A 19,794-nucleotide genomic window follows, 5' to 3' on the forward strand; every position below is an offset into this window, starting at 1 on the left:
ATGAAGCTAACACCTTATCAATCTACCTTTTATAATGAATGGATACTGAATCCATCCAGAAGTGACTATAATATAATCTTTGACCAGTCTATGTCCGGATATGTTGATATCCAGCGGCTGAATTCAAGTTTAGTCAGATTTGTTAACAATAATTTACTGTTGAACAGTAATGTTGTAAGTGTGTCAGAAAATTTAGTTTGGAAGCGCAGGCCTTTGCTTCCTGAAAGTACGCAAATACTAACCTTTATTGCACAGGAGCCTAGCCCTGATGAAGTTTTACAGCTTGCTTTACAGCCTTTTGATCTTGAAAAAGAGCAGCTTGCAAGATTTTATGCTATTAAACTAGATAATGGAGGCTATAGAATTATCCATATATTTTCCCATATTCTTGTTGATGGATTGAGTGCAAACAGTATTTATGCTGAACTCAGTACGTTTTACAATGATCTTAGCTATGAAAATCCTATTAGTCTTACAGAGCAGGAAATACGATACGAAAAACTGAGAAATCACCTTGAAGATATATTAGCCAAAGGAAAAACAGAAATGTCAGATTTTTGGAAATCCGGGTTGCAGGAAGTTGAAAATATTGGGTTTAAATTTTTACAAACCACAGATTCACCTCTGCCGGTTTCTCAAGAAAAAAGACATATTCCGGTTAATCCGGTAAGTGAACAGCGTTTTCATTTTCCTGAATCTGTATCTCTAAAAGTAAGACAGCTGATCTCAAAATATAAACTGACACCCTATACTTACGGACAGTTGGTTTTTGCCATCTTACTTCATAGGATTTCTGGGGTTAATAACTTGGTAATCAATTACCCTGTTGGGATTACAGAGGGGCAGGATTTTATTTTTGGGGCACACATTAATACGATTTTAAAAGGATACAGATTCGAGTCGGGATCTTCTCTGCAGGATCTTCTCCATCAAAATATAGAATATACCAATCAATTAAAGACAAGCAAGGCAAGATATCTGCCTATTGAAGAACTTATCAGCTATGCACCAACCTCCAATATATTAGAGTTCGGGTTTGTTCAAACCAGTCTTAAAGATGTGGTTATTCATTATGAAGGAGCCAGTAATGTGATCATTAACAGTGACTTGAATGTTGATTTGGTTGGAAAATTATCATTTGAACAGGAAGTAAAAGATGGTCAGATTAATTATAAGGTTCGTTATGCCAATCAAAAGCTTGATGCTGAACTAGTTGCTGGTTTTGTAGACATTTATCAAAGGCTGTTTATTGAAATACTGGACGATTTATTAGAAGGAAATTCAGAAAAGCTAATCTCCCAATATGAGCTGTTAAATGAAGATTCTTATCAGGAAGTAATAAATAGCTGGGATACGATTGATTTTGATCCTCAAACTGTTACAACAATTCATCAGGCATTTGAAGATCAGGTTTTAAAAACTCCTGAAGATACTGCATTAGTCTATCAGGATGTAAAACTCACTTATAAGGAGCTTAATGAGCGCTCAAACCAATTAGCACATTATTTAATCAACACATTGGGTCTTAAACCAGATGAATTGGTTCCATTATGCATGGAAAGGTCAGAAAATATGTTGATTGCAATTTTAGCGGTACTGAAATCCGGAGCGGCCTATGTTCCAATGGATCCTTCATATCCTGCGGACAGAATTGAGCATATTCTCAAAGATACAGGAGCAAGAGTAATTCTTGCAGAAGAGAGCGCTGTAGAGAAGGTTAATCATCTTTCTATTCAATATTTATCTTTAAATGATCCTAATTTCAGAATTCTGATGGCTGCACAGAGTCCATTAAATCCTGTAACAGATGTTTCTGCAGATCATTTGGCTTATGTGATTTATACCAGTGGAACTACAGGACTTCCAAAAGGGGTAATGGTAGAACATCAAAGTGTTATTAATGTTGTAGATAAAGTAAGAGAAGCCTATGGCTTTGCAGAAGGAGAAAAAATAACGGCCTATACTTCTTATGTTTTTGATGTTTCCGTATCCGAATTTTTCAATGCTTTGCTATACGGAAATGAACTTCATTTATTGGATGAAACTACTAAAAAAGATGCAGATCTTATCAGTAAGTATTTGTTGGAAAATGAGATTGCATATACGTATTTACCGCCGGTAATGCTTTCTGTTTTGCCACGAGTAGATTATCCTTCACTGAAAAACATTCTTTATGCAGGAGAACCATGCGATTATGAAACAGGAAAATACTGGTCGGAAAAAAAGATGCTTTATAACCTGTATGGTCCTACGGAAGCAACTATTTATGTAATTTATAAACAGATAAAACATGGAGATGTTCATGTTATCGGTAAGCCTGTAGGAAATGGTTCTGCCTACATTATGGATGCATACCATCAATTGTTACCGGTAGGAGCCGTTGGAGAATTATATCTGGGTGGAACAGGAATCGCAAGGGGCTATCTGAACCGTCCTGACCTTACTGAAGAACGTTTTATCAATAATCCTTTTCAAACGGAAGTCCAAAAACAAAAAAGAGTAAACGGAAGATTATATAAAACAGGAGATTTAGCCAGATGGCTTCCTGATGGAAATATAGAATACATTGGCCGAAACGATTTTCAGGTAAAAATCCGAGGGTACAGAATAGAATTGGGAGAGATTGAAGAAAGATTATCCCAGCATCCAGAAATCAAACAATCAGTAGTGCTTGCGAAAGAAAATACTGCAGGAATGAAATACCTGGCGGGTTATTATGTATCTGAAGAAGTGCTGGACGCTGAAAAGCTAACAGAATATTTGTCAGAAACATTACCAGAATACATGGTTCCAGGTGTTTTTGTTCAGTTAGCAACCCTGCCTTTAACGATCAATGGAAAACTGGATAGAAAACAGCTGCCTGAACCTGAATTCAGTGGCGAAAGAGAATACACAGGCCCTGAAAATGAGCTGCAAGAGAAATTATGTAATATCTATGGGCAAATTTTAGGATTGCTCCCTAAATCTATTGGTATTCACGATGATTTCTTCCGTCTTGGAGGAAACAGTATTATGGCTATTAAGCTCATTAGTAAGATCAGGCAGGAGCTGGAACTTCCGGTAAATGTATCCATGGTATTTGGGCATAAAACAGTAGCCTCATTATCTCATGCACTTGACAAAATCAACGACGTTTCTGAATCGATAATCATCAACCCGGAATCTATTTCTCAACCAGAAGAACAGCGCTTATCTTTTGCTCAGGAAAGGCTTTGGTTCATAGAGTCTTACGAAGGAAGCAGCAGTGTTTATAATGTTCCAATGGTGTTTAAATTAAGGAAAAATACTTCCCGGAAACTTCTTCAGAAGGTTTTCGATATGCTGATGCAGCGTCATGAAGTATTGAGAAGTATCATCCTTACTACAGAAGATGGAGTAGGATATCAGAAGATAACCGATCAAAAGCTCGAAATTCATTTCGATAAGGTTGAAACCAGAGCAGTACTTGATCAGGCTATAGATTCCGTGGCGAATAAAGTCTTCCATTTAGATCAGGAACTTCCGATAATTGCTTCTGTTTTCAGCTTGAACGATGATGATTATTTATCTGTTGTCATTCATCACATTGCTTTTGACGGATGGTCTACAGAAGTTTTTATCAATGAATTTAATGCCATTTACGAGGCCCTTATTGAAGGAAGAGATCCTGAACTTCCGGTATTACCTATTCAATATAAAGACTTTGCGCTATGGCAGAGAAATTATCTTTCCGGCGAAATACTTAACGAGCAGATTTCTTATTGGAAAACTAAATTGGAGGGGTTCCAGACTCTTGATCTTCCTCTGGACTTTAAGAGACCAGCCCATGTCTCGTATACAGGAGCCACCACCTATTTTGATGTTCCGGAACAGCTCGCTTCTTCCTTACAACAGGTTTCAAAAGATCTGGGAGTAAGTTTATACAGCGTGATGCTGAGTGGATATTATCTGATGTTATCTGCTTATTCAGGACAGGACGACATTATTGTAGGAAGCCCCGTTGCCAACCGTCACCATGCTGGCCTTGAAAATATCATAGGATTCTTTGTCAATACCTTTGCTTTAAGAGAAACAATAGATCCTGATCAGCAGATAAAAGATTTTATTGTACAGGTTTCAGAATCTATCACCAATGCTCAGTCTCATCAGGATCTTCCTTTTGAAAAACTGGTAGAGGAGATGGAAGTAGAGCAGGATAATTCAAGAAACCCGATTTTCCAGGTGATGTTTGGGATTCAAAGCTTTGAAGAAAAAGTTTCCCATAACAATACTAATGCTGTCCTTCTTCCTTTTGATGGAGATTTGGATTATAAATCTGCCAAATTTGATTTAACGATGATGATTGATGTTCACGGAGACAGTATCCGGGGAATCTTCAATTATGCAGTAGCTCTTTTTAAAAACGAGACGATCATCCGAATGAAAGAGACCTATATGCTAATCCTGAAACAATTGGCTGAAATAGGAAATGTAGCTTCAAAAAATAATACAATTAAGAACCTTCAGCTTCTGAATGAAGAAAACTACCAGAAGATTACAAAGGATTGGAATACTGTTGAATACGATTATCCTGAAGGATATACCATCCACAAATTATTCGAAGCTCAGACAGAAAAAACTCCTGATGCAACAGCATTAGTGTATCAGAATGTCAGACTATCTTATCAGGAGCTTAATGAAAGAGCCAATCGCTTGGCTAACCATCTTATTGAAGCATATGATGTACAGCTTGATGATCTGATTCCTATATGTTTAGAACGTTCAGAAAATATGCTTGTAGCCATTTTGGGTGTTTTAAAAGCTGGTGCTGCTTATGTGCCGATGGATCCTCAATATCCCGCAGACAGAATTCAGCATATTCTTCAGGATACCCAAGCAAAAGTAGTTCTTACAGAAGATGCTTCGAAAGATAAAATAGAAGCAGAGAACATATCCATTATATCCTTAAATGATCTTGTATTTAAAGCAATTCTGGAAACAGCATCTTCTGGTAACCCTGTTACAAAAGTCACTCCGGAGCATCTTTCATATGTAATTTATACCAGCGGAACTACTGGAATGCCTAAAGGTGTAATGATTGAGCATCAGAATGTAGTTAATGTAGTTTCACAGATCAGAGATGCTTATGGTTTCAGTGAAGGAAAAAAAATAACCGCTTATACTTCTTATGTTTTTGATGTATCCGTATCCGAATTTTTTAATGCCCTGTTATATGGAAATGAGCTGCATCTTCTTGGTGAAACTCTTAAAAAAGACGCAGAATCCATAAGCCAATACCTTTTAGATAATGATATTGCTTATGCTTACCTGCCACCTGTGATGCTTTCCGTATTACCAAAAATAGAATATCCTTCTCTGAAAGGAATGCTATATGCAGGAGAACCTTGTGATTATGAAACCGGGAAATACTGGTCAGAATATACCAGTTTATACAACCTTTACGGACCAACGGAAGCAACCATTTATGCAACTTACAAACAGGTTGAGCATGGAGATGTACATCTTATTGGGCAAGCTGTTGGTAATACTTCTGCCTATGTATTGGATGCCTATTATCGTCCCGTTCCTATAGGAGCTATTGGAGAACTTTATCTTGGCGGAAACGGAATTGCAAGAGGATATCTGAACAGACCGGACCTTACTTCCGAACGTTTCATTACAAATCCTTTCCAAACTCCGCTACAAAAAATAAGAGGGAAAAACGGGAAAATGTACAAAACAGGAGACCTGGTACGTCTTCACGCAGATGGAAATATTGAATATATAGGCAGAAACGACTTCCAGGTAAAAATCCGTGGATACAGAATAGAATTAGGTGAAATTGAAAGTAGATTGCAGCAATATTCTGGTATAAAGCAGGCGGTGGTTCTAGCCAAGGAAAATAAAGCAGGAATGAAGTTTCTGGTCGGATATTATGTATCTGATGAAGCCGTAGTCGAGGATAAACTTGCAGCATTTTTATCAGAAACATTGCCGGAATATATGATTCCTGCTGCTTATGTACAGCTTGATGCCCTTCCTTTAACAATTAACGGAAAATTAGACAGAAGAGCTCTACCGGAGCCAGAGCTTACCGGGATCAAACAATATACAGCTCCACAAACAGAGCTTCAGGAAAAACTTTGCCGTATTTATGGAGAAGTATTAGGGCTTGATGCTGAAGAGATCAGTATTCATGATGATTTCTTCCGTCTGGGAGGAAACAGTATCATGGCCATAAAGCTGATTAGTAAGATTAAAAATTATCTTGATCTGCGCATTCAGGTAACTGCTGTATTTCATCATAAAACAATTGCTTCTCTTGCCTCTTTTCTGGAAACCGAATTCCAGGAAGAAAATATACATATAGAACCTGTGAAGGTTTCCTCACCAGAGGACCAGCGTTTATCTTTTGCTCAGGAAAGATTGTGGTTTATTGAAGCGTATGAAGGGGGAAGCAGTGCCTATAATATTCCGATGGTACTCACTTTGAGTCCGGAGGTACAGTTAATAGAACTTCAACAATCTCTGGAAACAGTTATTATGCGTCATGAAGTCCTGCGTTCTGTAATTAAAACAACAGAGGAAGGAATAGGATATCAGGTTGTTACGGACTCTATTCCGGAATTTAAAAGAGTAAACGTAAATACCAGAGAAGAGTTGGAGACAGCTATTAATACTGTAGCCAATAAAATATTCCGTCTGGAAGAAGAACTCCCTTTGGATATGACCCTGTTTAGGCTGAAAAACCAGTACTATTTATCACTGGTAGTTCATCATATTGCATTTGACGGATGGTCTGTAGATATTGTATTGGAAGAAATTCAGGCAGTATATGAAGCCTTACTTAATAAAACCCCTCATCAACTTCCTGAGCTTGCCGTTCAATATAAAGACTTTGCCCTTTGGCAGAGAAATTACCTGAAAGGAGCCGTTCTGGATAAGCAAATTAATTATTGGAAAGAAGTATTAAAAGACTTCGAGTCTCTTAATTTACCTCTTGATTTCAAGCGTCCGGCCCAAATTTCTTACGAAGGAGCTGCCATTTACTTTGACCTGTCTCCGGAGGTGTCCTCAGGATTGAGACTGATTTCCAAAGACCTTGGAGTAAGCTTATATAGTGTGATGCTGGGCGGATACTATCTGCTGCTTTCTGCTTATTCCGGTCAGAAGGATATTATTGTGGGAAGTCCGATTTCCAACCGTCATCATGCAGGTCTTGAAGATATTGCCGGGTTCTTTGTCAATACTCTGGCACTGAGAGGAAATGTTAATGCCAATCAGGATTTTAAAAACTTTATTCTTCAGATTTCTCAATCTGTTGCAGAAGCACAATCTCATCAGGATCTTCCGTTTGAGAAGCTGGTTGAGGAACTGGGTGTAGAGCAGGATATGTCCCGTCATCCTGTATTCCAGGTGATGTTTGGGGTTCAAAGTTTTGGAAGGAAAACCGGAAAAGATGCTCTATTCTCTCTTTTTGAAGGGGAAATAGATTATCAGGCTGCGAAATTTGACCTTACAACAATGATTGATGATGGAGAGGAAAAGATAAGAGGAATGTTCAATTATGCCGTTTCTCTTTTCAATAAAGATAGCATCCTGAAAATGAAGGATACCTATGTTCTGCTTTTAGAGCAGATTGCAGGGATAGGTGCAGAAAATGCAGAGAATATTAAAATTAATGATTTCCAGCTCCTTAAAACGACAGATTATAAAACAGTAATAGAAGAGTGGAACAATACAGATTCCGAATATCCATCCGACAAAACCGTTCATCAGCTATTTGAAGGTCAGGTGGCAAAAACTCCGGACCATACAGCTTTGGTATATCAGGATGTTAAGCTTTCCTATAAAGAATTAAATGAAAAGTCAAACCAATTGGCTCATTATCTGATCGGGAAATATAATATTCAACCGGACGAAATTATTCCATTATGTCTGGAGCGATCTGAAAATATGCTGATTGCTATTTTAGGCGTTCTGAAATCAGGAGGAGCCTATGTACCGCTTGATCCATCATATCCTTCAGACAGGATCAGACATATTCTTGAAGATACTCAGGCCAGATTGGTGATAGGTCAGGAAAGTACAGTTGAGAAATTAAAAGATCAAAATGCAGAACTTATTTCTCTGGATGAGGTTCAATGCAAAGCACAGCTGGAAATATCAGATCCCAATAATCCCGTTACCAAAACAACACCTGAAAACTTAGCGTATGTAATTTATACCAGTGGAACAACAGGGCTTCCGAAAGGAGTAATGGTAGAGCATCGGGGAGTTTCAAACCTTGTGACTCAATTTGCAGAAGCCCTGGAGCTGAATACCCTGGGCTCTGTGATGAAAAGCTGTCTGTGGTATGCCAATTATGTATTTGATGCGCATGTTGCAGAACTTTTCCCTGTCATTACTCATGGTCATAGCATTTATCTGCTGGATAAAGAAAAACAGACTGATATTGCAGCATTACAGCACTATATTCGTAAAAATGATATCCGGATTGCAACCATTCCGCCTGTACTTCTTACCAAAGATTATATTTTGCCTTTAGAAAAACTTATAGTAGCAGGAGATGTTACCAATCCTCAGTTAATGGCTCTTTATCAATCAGAAGGAGTAGACATTATTAACGCTTACGGACCTACTGAGGGAACCGTATGTGCTACTCTCCATTATTACAAAGAAGACCATAATCCACTGAATATAGGTAGACCAATTGGGAATATGACTTCTTATGTTCTGGATGAAAACCTGCGTCCGGTTCCTGCTGGTGCAATTGGAGAATTGTATATCGGAGGAGCAGGTATTACCAGAGGATATCTGCATCGTCCGGAACTGACTGAAGAACGTTTCATCATCAACCCTTTCCAAAGCTTAGAAGAAAAATCTAATGGCTTAAACGGACGGTTGTATAAAACCGGTGACCTGGTGCGCTGGCTGGCTGATGGAGAGCTGGAATATCTGGGGAGAAATGATTTCCAGGTAAAAATCCGTGGCTATAGAATTGAATTAGGTGAAATTGAAAACACCTTAGTAGGTTACCCGGGAATTCGCCAGACAGCGGTTTTAGCTAAAGAAAATAAAGGTGGATTGAAGTATCTGGCTGGATATTATGTTTCTGATTCTGAAATAGATGCTCATCTTCTTTCCGAATATGTATCAGAATCTTTGCCGGAGTATATGGTTCCTGCAGTTTTTGTTCACTTAGAGGCATTACCACTTACGATTAACGGAAAACTGGATAAAAAGCAGCTTCCAGAACCTGAATTTACAGGCAGTAAGGATTACATCGCTCCACAGACTGACCTTCAAACAAAACTGTGTCAGATTTATGGCAATGTTTTGGGAATTGATGCAGAAACTATCGGTATTAATGATGATTTCTTCAGATTAGGAGGCGACAGTATCATCAGTATCCAGTTGGTAGGAAGAATCAGGCAACAGTTTGACGTAAAGATTAGTGTGAAAGAGATCTTTACATCCCGAACAGCCGCTGCATTATCCTTGCTTATAGAAGAAAAGAAACAGAGTGAACAAACACAGATTGCAGCAGAACAGGGGCTTCTTACGGGGGAAGTTTCATTACTTCCTGTTCAGGAATGGTTCTTCAGTCAGAAAGAACAGGGATATCTTGAAGACTTCAACCATTGGAATCAGGCCTTCCTTGTGAATGTTCCCGAATTGGATAAAGATTTACTGGAAGAATCTATTCAGCATTTGATAGAAAGACATGATGCATTCAGATTGAAATTTGAGAGAAGTAACAATGGCTATATTCAAACCTATGGAAATGATCAGATTTTCCCTTCTCTCAGATATTTGGATGCTTCCGCTCTGGATAAAGAAGAACTATCGGAAATCCTTACAGAATGGCAATCTGGTTTTGATATTGAAAAAGGACCATTGTATCAGATAGTATATATGAGTGGATATGATGATGGCAGTGCCAGACTTTATTTCGCTTTCCACCATTTGATTATTGATGCGGTAAGCTGGAGAATTATTACAGAAGATATCAAGAATATATATCAGTCCCTTGAAAAAGGAGATAAAGAAACAGTTCTTTCCCACACAAAAGGAAGCAGCTATCGTCAATGGGTGAATGCGGTAAAAAATTATCGTTCTGAGGATGCAGAATCCAGAGCCCAGGAATTATTATACTGGAATACATGTGCTGATGCCACAGAGGTTCAGAATAAAGTTCTGGATCGTTTCATCATAAAAGATTCTTACCGCAGTAGTCTGATTTTAAATAAAGAAATAACTGAAGCTTTAATCCGAAATACTCATCATGTTTACCAGACTCAGATTAATGATCTGTTACTGTCCGCTTTGTCAGTTTCTCTTTCAAAATTAACAGGTGAAGATTCCCATGCTGTTCTTTTAGAAAGCCATGGCCGTGAGGAAGTATTTCAACAGCTTGATATCACAGAAACGGTAGGATGGTTTACTACGATGTTCCCTTTACTTTTGAAAAATGGAAAAGGAGTAGCAGATACCATCATTTTGACTAAAGAATCACTGAGAAGTATTCCTCATAACGGAATTGGTTATGGCAGTTTGGTAGGATATACAGATCGCGGTCTTCCAAAAATAAGTTTCAACTATTTAGGACAATTAGACCAGGAAACAGAAGAGAAAAGCTGGTTTATTGCAGCCGAAGACGCTGGATCAGGAATAGGAAAAAATAACCGTGACAGCCAGTATATCAGCATGAACGGAGCTGTTGTGAATGGACAATTACGGTTTGAAATTGCAGGATATCTGCCGGAAGAACAGATTAAACTGTTTACAGAAGATTTTAAAACCAATATTGAAACCATTGTAGAGACCCTTTCTCAGGAAACACAATGTTATCTTACTCCATCCGATGTAGATCATGTGGTAGACTTTGAGCAGCTTACAGAGATCCAAAAGACAGTAGAAATTGAAGGAGTATACCTTGCGAACAGTTTGCAGGAAGGATTTGTGTACCATGCCTTGAATCAGGGAGAAAAAGATGATGCCTACAGAGTACAGCTATTATGGGATTATAATGCCGTTCTTAATATTGAAAGCCTTAAGAAAGCCTGGAGTCTTACCCAAGCTGCTTATCCTTCATTGAGGATGAGGTTCGATTGGAATGGTGAGATTGTTCAGGTCATCAATAAAAATGGAAATGTAGACTGGCGTGATCTGGATATCAGCAATATGACTGAAGCTGCTCAGGAAACATTCATTAAAGAGATTACGGCAAAAGACCGTTTTGAAGGATATGATCTTTCCAAAGGTGATCTTTTCAGAGTATACCTGTTTAAACGTTCAAAAGATCAGTATACCTGTCTTTTCAGTAACCATCATGCTATTTTGGATGGCTGGAGTATACCTGTACTTCTTAACAGTATTCATACCCATTATCTGAACCTTACTAAAGGGCAGGAAATTACTGTTGTACAGGACCGAGCCTATACAGACACCCAGAAATATCTTCGGGACCATAAAGAAACAGGCAGAAAGTTCTGGGATACTTATATGAAGTCTTTGGAAGATCAGGAAGACTTAAGTGGATTAATTAAAGAATCTCAGAGATCTATTGATTTGGCTACCTATCGCCATACCCAGGATCATCAGCAGGTAAAAATGATGATAGCAGGGGATCAATATGACTTGCTTAAAGCCTTTACAAAATCTCAGGGATTAACAGTAAATGCCATATTACAATACCTGTGGCATCAACAGCTGAGAATTTATAGCGGTTTGAGCACAACAGTTGTAGGCACAACAGTATCAGGGCGAAGCTTGCCGGTAGATGGAATAGAATCATCAGCAGGATTATACATCAATACATTACCATTGATTGTTACTCATGAGGAAGGGAAAGTGGTAGATCATATCAAAGAAATTCAGAACAGAATCAGTGATATTAATACCCATAGTGATATTAATCTGGCAGAACTTCACCATGACGGACGCAGGATTTTCAGCAGCTTATTTGTGTTTGAAAACTATCCTGTACCGGAAGGACAAGATCAAAATGAACTTGGTTTTGTATTCAGGGATTCAGTGGAGAAACTGGATTATCCACTAGGTATTGTCGCTTTTGAAAGAGGAAACGAGGTCTCATTAACCCTAAACTACGAAGGCTATCTGTTTGATCATGAAATGATGGTTCAAGTAATTGAAGGAATGCAGGTTTCACTTAATCAGATTCTTGAAAATGAAAACATTATATCATCCGGATTACAGCTTCTTACCCAGGAAAAGTATAAAAAGATCACAGAAGACTGGAATGATACCTGGTATGATTTTCCATCTGATAAAACAATCCATGAGCTTTTTGAAAAACAGGTGGTAAAAACTCCGGAGAATGTTGCATTAATATATCAGGACTGTAAGCTTTCATATAACGAGCTAAATGAACGTTCAAACCGCTTAGCCCATTATCTTATCAGAACATATAATCTTCAGCCTGACGAATTGGTTCCTTTATGCTTAGAACGTTCGGAGAATATGGTCATTGCTATTTTAGCAGTTTGGAAAGCCGGAGCAGCCTATGTTCCGATGGATCCCTCATATCCAGTAGATAGAATAAAACATATTCTGACAGATACAAAAACCAGAGTTGTAATTGCTCAGCAAAGTACAGTAGATCAGGTACAACTGATAGAAAATGTAAATATTGTATCTCTCGATAACACTACGATTCAAGATAACATTAAAGAAATGCCTTCTGCAAACTTACCTGTCAATATAAGTTCTGCCAATCTTGCGTATGTAATTTACACAAGTGGAACTACAGGACTTCCGAAAGGAGTAATGGTAGAGCATAAAAACGTAGTGAATCTTGTTTCTGACCTGTATTCCCGTTATGGATTGGATGATAAAGATGTTATTCTTCAGTTTGCCAACTATGTGTTTGACCCGTCTGTAGAGCAGATACTATTAGCTATTTTAAATGGAAACAGCATGTTTCTTAGTGAAGATAAAAGCTATTTAAATGAAGAAGCTTTCTTAAAAACGCTTAATGAGCATAAAGTTTCTTATATAAACCTTACTCCTTCTGTCTTGCAGAACATTGATATTACACAGGTTAAAACAATGCGTAAACTGGCTTCGGGAGGAGAAGCCTTAACCGCAGATCTGTATAATAAATTAAAAAGTGAGAATTTCAATTTCCTTAACTGTTATGGTCCCACTGAAGTTACCGTTACCTCAATTGTTAACAACAATAGAAGAGCAAACAGTATAGGACGTCCTATTGGAAACACAAGTGTATATATATTAGATGCTCAGTTCAGGCCAGTTCCTGTAGGTGCTGCTGGTGAGCTTTATATCGGAGGATCAGGGGTCTCCAGAGGATATCTGAATAGACCTGATCTTACCGATGAACGTTTTATTTTCAATCCTTTTCAGACGGGAGAGCAAAACAATAAAAACGGAAGGTTATACAAAACAGGAGATCTTGTTCGTTGGCTTCCGGATGGAAATATAGAATACATAGGCAGAAATGATTTCCAGGTAAAAATAAGAGGATACCGTATTGAGCTTGAAGAAATAGAAAACAGGTTGCTCCAACATCCGGAAGTCCGTCAGGTGGCTGTTCTGGCCAAAGAAAATAATGCAGGAATGAAATATCTGGCAGGATATTATGTAGCTGATTCAGAACTTGATACTCGTCTGCTTTCAGATTTTCTGTCAGAAACCTTACCTGAATATATGATCCCTGCAGCATTTGTACATCTTACCGAACTTCCTATTTCGATCAATGGTAAGCTTGACAGAAAACAGCTTCCTGAACCTGGATTTACAGGGATGGATGCATATACTGCACCAGAAAATGAACTTCAGAAGAACCTGGCAAAAATCTATGCAGAAGTATTAGGGTTAGATATTAGCCGTATTAGTATTCATGATGATTTCTTCAGATTAGGAGGAAACAGTATCATGGCGATCAAACTGATCAGCAAGATTAAACAGGTTCTTGGAATTAGGGTAGAAGTAGCCGCAATTTTCAGCCATAAAACAATTGCTTCTTTAGCTGAAGTGTTAATGGATGAAACTCATATTGAAGAGCAGGCTGCCATTACCTCTATAAAAGTTAATACTCCTGAAGAACAAAGATTATCGTTTGCTCAGGAAAGACTTTGGTTTATTGAAACTTATGAAGGTGGAAGCAGTGCCTACAACATTCCAATGACGGCAATTCTGGATCAGAAAACGGATATTTCTATTTTACAGAAAGCTTTCGAAGAAGTTATTAAGCGTCATGAAGTTCTGCGTTCCATCATTAAAACAACAGAAGATGGAATAGGCTACCAAGTGGTTACTGATAGCATTCCTGAATGGAAAGTGACTAAAATAAGCACAAGAAAAGATTTAGATGAAGCCATCAACAAATGTGCTAATAAAGTCTTCCGACTTGATACAGAGATTCCTGTTGAAATTAACATTTTCAGATTTGAAAACCGATATTATTTATCAGTAGTCATTCATCATATTGCTTTTGACGGATGGTCTACGGATATTTTCCTCAAAGAAATTCAGACGAGATACAAAGCTATTCTCAATAACGAAAAAGCAGAGGAACTGTCTGACGTAAAGGTTCAGTACAAAGACTATGCTTTATGGCAGCGCGATTACCTTTCTGGTCAACGTCTTGAAAAACAGATTAGTTATTGGAAAGATCAGCTTCAGGATTTCCAGAATCTGGATCTTCCAACAGATTTCAGAAGACCTTCCCAGATTTCTTATGAAGGAGAAAATCTATATTTCAGTTTAGATGGAGAACAAAGCGAAAAGCTGAGAACGCTGTCTAAAAACCTTGGAATAAGCCTGTATTCTGTCATGTTAGGAGGGTATTATCTGATGCTTTCTGCATATTCAGGACAGGATGATATTGTGGTAGGAAGTCCTATTGCCAATCGTCATCATGCAGGACTTGAGGATATTATAGGATTCTTTGTCAACACACTGGCATTGAGAGAAACGCTGGATCCTAAACAAAACCTTAAAGACTTCCTTCTTCAGGTTTCAAAATCAGTTACCGAGGCACAGTCTCATCAGGATCTGCCATTCGAAAAGCTGGTAGAAGAACTTGGAGTAGAGCAGGACACGTCAAGACACCCGGTTTTCCAGGTAATGTTTGGGCTTCAGAATTTTGGAAGTGATTCTTCTTCTCAAAATAATCAGGACAGGCTGTTTTATCCTTTTGATGGAGAATTGGATTATCAGGTGGCTAAATTTGATCTGACAACCATGATTGATGATGGAGAAGATCACATCAAAGGAATGTTCAACTATGCTAAAGCCATTTTCTCAAAAGAAACGGTTGGAAACATGATCCATTCTTATGAGTTTTTACTGGAGCAGATAGCAGAAGGTGATGGTCAGAAGGAAATGACACTTTCTGATTTGAAGCTGGTTCCTCAAGTTCAATATAAAAAATTAACAGAAGAATGGAATGCCACCTATAAAGCATATCCATCAGAAATAACAATCCATCAGCTTTTTGAAGATCAGGTAAAAAAGTGTCCTGCTCAAACAGCTTTGGTGTACCAGGATATCCGTTTCTCTTATCAGGAATTGAATGAAAAAGCCAATCAGTTGGCTCATTATCTGATTGAGAATTATGATTTGCAGCCAGATGATCTGGTCCCAATATGCCTGGAGCGATCTGAAAATATATTGATTGCCATTCTTGCCATACTAAAATCCGGAGCAGCTTATGTTCCGATGGATCCTTCTTATCCATCAGACAGAATACAGCATATTCTTCAGGATACTCAAGCGAAATTGGTGATCGGACAGGAAAGGATAGCAGGAAAACTGGAAAATATATCTGTTGAGGTTCTTGCTTTAGATGAGGTGAGCCTTCAAGCACAACTTGAAATAATGTCATCTGAAAATCCTGTTACCCAGATAAATGCCAATCATCTTGCTTATGTGATCTACACCAGCGGAACCACAGGATTACCAAAAGGAGTGATGATTGAACATTCAGGAGTGATAAACCTCATTGAATCAATGATAAAAGCTCACCGACTTCAAGAATATAAGGAAGTAGGATGTTACTCAAACTATGTATTTGATGCCTTTGTATATGAAGCCTTTCCGGTGTTATGCAACGGAAATACTTTGTGGCTGTACAGTAATGACCTCAGAACATCAGTAGGAGAACTTAATGAGTATATCAAAGAAAATAATATTGAAGTTTCATTCATTCCACCTGTTCTTCTGAGAGAAGTTGTTGAGCATGGAACGGATCTGAAACTCATATTTTCAGGAGGAGAAAGTTTCCCTGCTTTAGATAAAAATACTGATGATATTGTCTTTGTAAATGAATATGGTCCTACAGAAGGAACGGTCTGTGCAACACTACATTACTATAAAGAAGATAGAAATCCATTGAATATCGGTGGCCCGATTGCCAATACTTATGCATACGTTCTTGATCAGCAAAATCGCCTGGTTCCAGTAGGAGCTGTAGGAGAGCTGTTTATTGGCGGAGCAGGTATTGCAAGAGGATATCTGAACCGCCCTGAACTTACCGAAGAACGTTTCATTTCAAATCCTTTCCAGACTTCAGATCAGAAAGAAATAGGAGAGAACAGCCGTTTATACAAAACCGGAGATTTAGTTCGCTGGTTACCGAATGGAGAACTTGAATATGTAGGAAGAAATGACTTCCAGGTAAAAATCCGTGGCTATCGTATCGAATTAGGAGAAATTGAAAATACACTGTTAGGATATTCTGAAATTCGCCACGTTGCTGTATTGGCCAAAGAAAACAAATCCGGATTGAAATATCTGGCAGCGTATTATGTTTCTGATGAGGCTATAGATTCAGAACTGCTTTCAGAGTATCTATCTGCATCCCTTCCTGAATACATGGTTCCCGGTGCTTTTGTGCATTTAACAGCTTTGCCAGTAACGATCAACGGTAAATTAGACAGAAAAGCACTGCCTGAACCGGATTTCACAGGCAGCAAAGAATATACAGCTCCGGAAACAACTCTTCAGAAGCAACTTTGCCAGGTTTATGGGGAAGTATTAGGATTGGATGCAGACACCATCAGCATTCATGATGATTTCTTCAGACTGGGTGGAAACAGCATCATGGCCATCAAGCTTATCAGTAAGATTAAACAGGTTCTACAGATACAGGTAGAAGTTGCCAAAATATTCAATCATAAAACCATTGCTCTATTATCAAATGTTTTATCGGATGAAAATCATAGCAATGAACAGATTACGATTACTCCTGTAAAAGTTAATGCCCCGGAAGAGCAGAGTTTATCCTTTGCCCAGGAAAGATTGTGGTTTATTGAAAATTATGAAGGCGGAACCAGCGCTTATAATATTCCAATGGCCTTCCTTCTGGATAAAAGCACAGATATTACAATCCTTTGCAAAGCACTGGATGCTATTGTAATGCGTCATGAAGTGCTTCGTTCAGTGATTCGCATGACGGACGAAGGAAAAGGCTGGCAATTGGTGATGAATGATATTCCTGTTATTCATCAATATGAGGTGAAAACAATGCAGGAACTGGAAGAAAGAGTGAGTCATGCAGCCAACAAGATTTTCCGCTTAGAAGAAGAACTGCCTGTAGATATCAACATCTTTAAGTTTGAAGAAAATTACTATTTATCAGTTGTGATTCACCATATCGCATTTGACGGATGGTCCACAGATATCTTCTTAAAAGAATTAATCAGTATTTATAATGCCATTAAGGAAGGGCATCCACACGAATTACCAGCACTAAAGATCCAGTACAAAGATTTTGCACTATGGCAGCGTAATTATCTTACCGGAGAAAGACTTGAACAACAAATCGGTTACTGGAAAAATAAACTCAGCGGTTTCCAGAATCTTGATCTGGCAACAGACTTCAAGAGACCGACTCAAATATCCTACGAAGGAGAAAATATCTATTTCAGCCTTAATGAGGAGCAAACCCAGAAGTTGAAAAATCTGTCAAAAGACCTTGGGGTAAGCTTGTATAGTATTTTGTTAGGTGGATATTACTTAACACTTTCCGCTTATTCCGGGCAGGATGATATTATTGTAGGAAGTCCTATTGCGAACCGTCATCATGCAGGGCTTGAAGATATGATCGGATTCTTTGTCAATACACTGGCACTCAGAGAAACTATTGATCCGAATCAGCAGATAAAAGACTTTATTTTACAGGTTGCTCAATCAGTAACAGAAGCACAGTCTTATCAGGATCTTCCTTTTGAAAAATTAGTGGAAGAACTTGGTGTTGAGAAAGATACTTCAAGACACCCTGTGTTCCAGGTGATGTTTGGGCTTCAGAGTTTTGGAGAAGAAGTATCTCAGCCGGAAAATGAAACCACACTGCTATATCCTTTTAATGGAAATATTGATTATCAGGTTGCTAAGTTTGATCTGACGACGATGATTAACGATATTGGTCATAGCTTACAGGGAATGTTCAACTATGCGAAATCTGTTTTCTCAAAAGAAACCGTTCAGAATATGCTGAATACGTATCTGTTCCTGCTTGGTCAGATCGCAGAAATCAATGATACAGAAAGCTTTGCTATTTCCGAATTGGACTTGATTTCTGAAGAACAGAATACAGCAGTTTCCAAGCTATGGTCTTCCGGAGTTCACTATCCGAGTGATACCACCATTCATCAATTATTTGAAACCCAGGTTAAAAGAACACCAGATCATACGGCAATAGTACATCAGGATGTTAGATTATCTTATCGTGAACTCAATGAACGTGCCAACCGTTTGGCGAATTATTTAATTGAAACATATGATATTCAGCCTGATGATCTTATTCCTTTATGCCTTGAGCGTTCCGAAGAAATGCTTGTGGCTATTCTTGCTGTGCTAAAATCCGGCGGAGCTTATGTTCCGATGGATCCATCATATCCTGCCGATAGAATCAAACATATTCTTATCGATACAGGTGCAAAAATTGTGATTACACAAGGCGGTTCTGAGCTTAATGTCCTTGAAGCTTGCGGAGAAGCCACTTCCATGCTTATTTTGAACGATCCAGAGTTGGAAACTGTTCTTGAAAATAGTAGTATTGAAAACCCTGTTACTTCCGTAGCTTCCAACCATTTGGCATATGTAATCTATACCAGTGGAACGACAGGAATGCCAAAAGGAGTACTCCAGGAACACCGTAATGTAGCCCGTTTATTCAGTGCGACAGATCACTGGTATCAGTTCAATGACAAAGACGTATGGAGTTTATTCCATTCCTATGTCTTTGACTTTAGTGTATGGGAAATCTGGGGAGCTTTATTCTATGGAGGAAAATTATTAGTTCCATCCTCTGAACAAACCAAAGACACGAATTTATTCTTCAGTCTATGTTTAGAAGAAGGTTTAACGGTACTCAACCAAACTCCAACTGCCTTCTACCAGTTTATTGATACAGCACTTCAAAGAGAGGAGATATTAAGCAGTCTTCGTTATGTGATTTTCGGAGGAGAAGCCTTAAATCTTGCTTCCTTAAAACCTTGGTATGAACGCTATCATTCTTCTCCAACACTGATTAACATGTATGGAATTACCGAGACAACTGTCCATGTAACTTACAAGAAATTAAGTGCGGAAGACTTGGATAAAGCTTCATTGATCGGAGAGAATATTCCAGACCAGGGCATGTATATCCTTGATAAACATCTTCGAGCCGTTCCGGTAGGCGCTGTAGGAGAACTGTATGTAGGAGGAGCAGGAATAGCAAGAGGTTATCTGAACCGTGAAGAACTCACCGCCGAACGTTTCATCAGCAATCCTTTCCAGACCTTGGAAGAAAAGAATCAGGGAACGAACGGAATCCTGTACAAAACGGGAGATTTGGTGCGC

The 19,794-nt window shown here is 38.5% G+C and carries 1 protein-coding gene (cut by a window edge); it reads left to right on the forward strand.

What is annotated here, in order from left to right:
* A protein-coding gene (locus BBH99_RS19770) for a non-ribosomal peptide synthetase (RefSeq protein ID WP_083188886.1) crosses the window boundary here: on the forward strand, positions 1 to 19,794 show its 5' portion. It continues 24,429 nt past the right edge of the window; the window shows 19,794 of its 44,223 coding nt (coding positions 1–19,794); the start codon lies at positions 1 to 3; its stop codon lies off the right edge, out of view.

The sequence above is a fragment of the Chryseobacterium contaminans genome (assembly GCF_001684955.1).
Lineage (GTDB): Bacteria > Bacteroidota > Bacteroidia > Flavobacteriales > Weeksellaceae > Chryseobacterium > Chryseobacterium contaminans.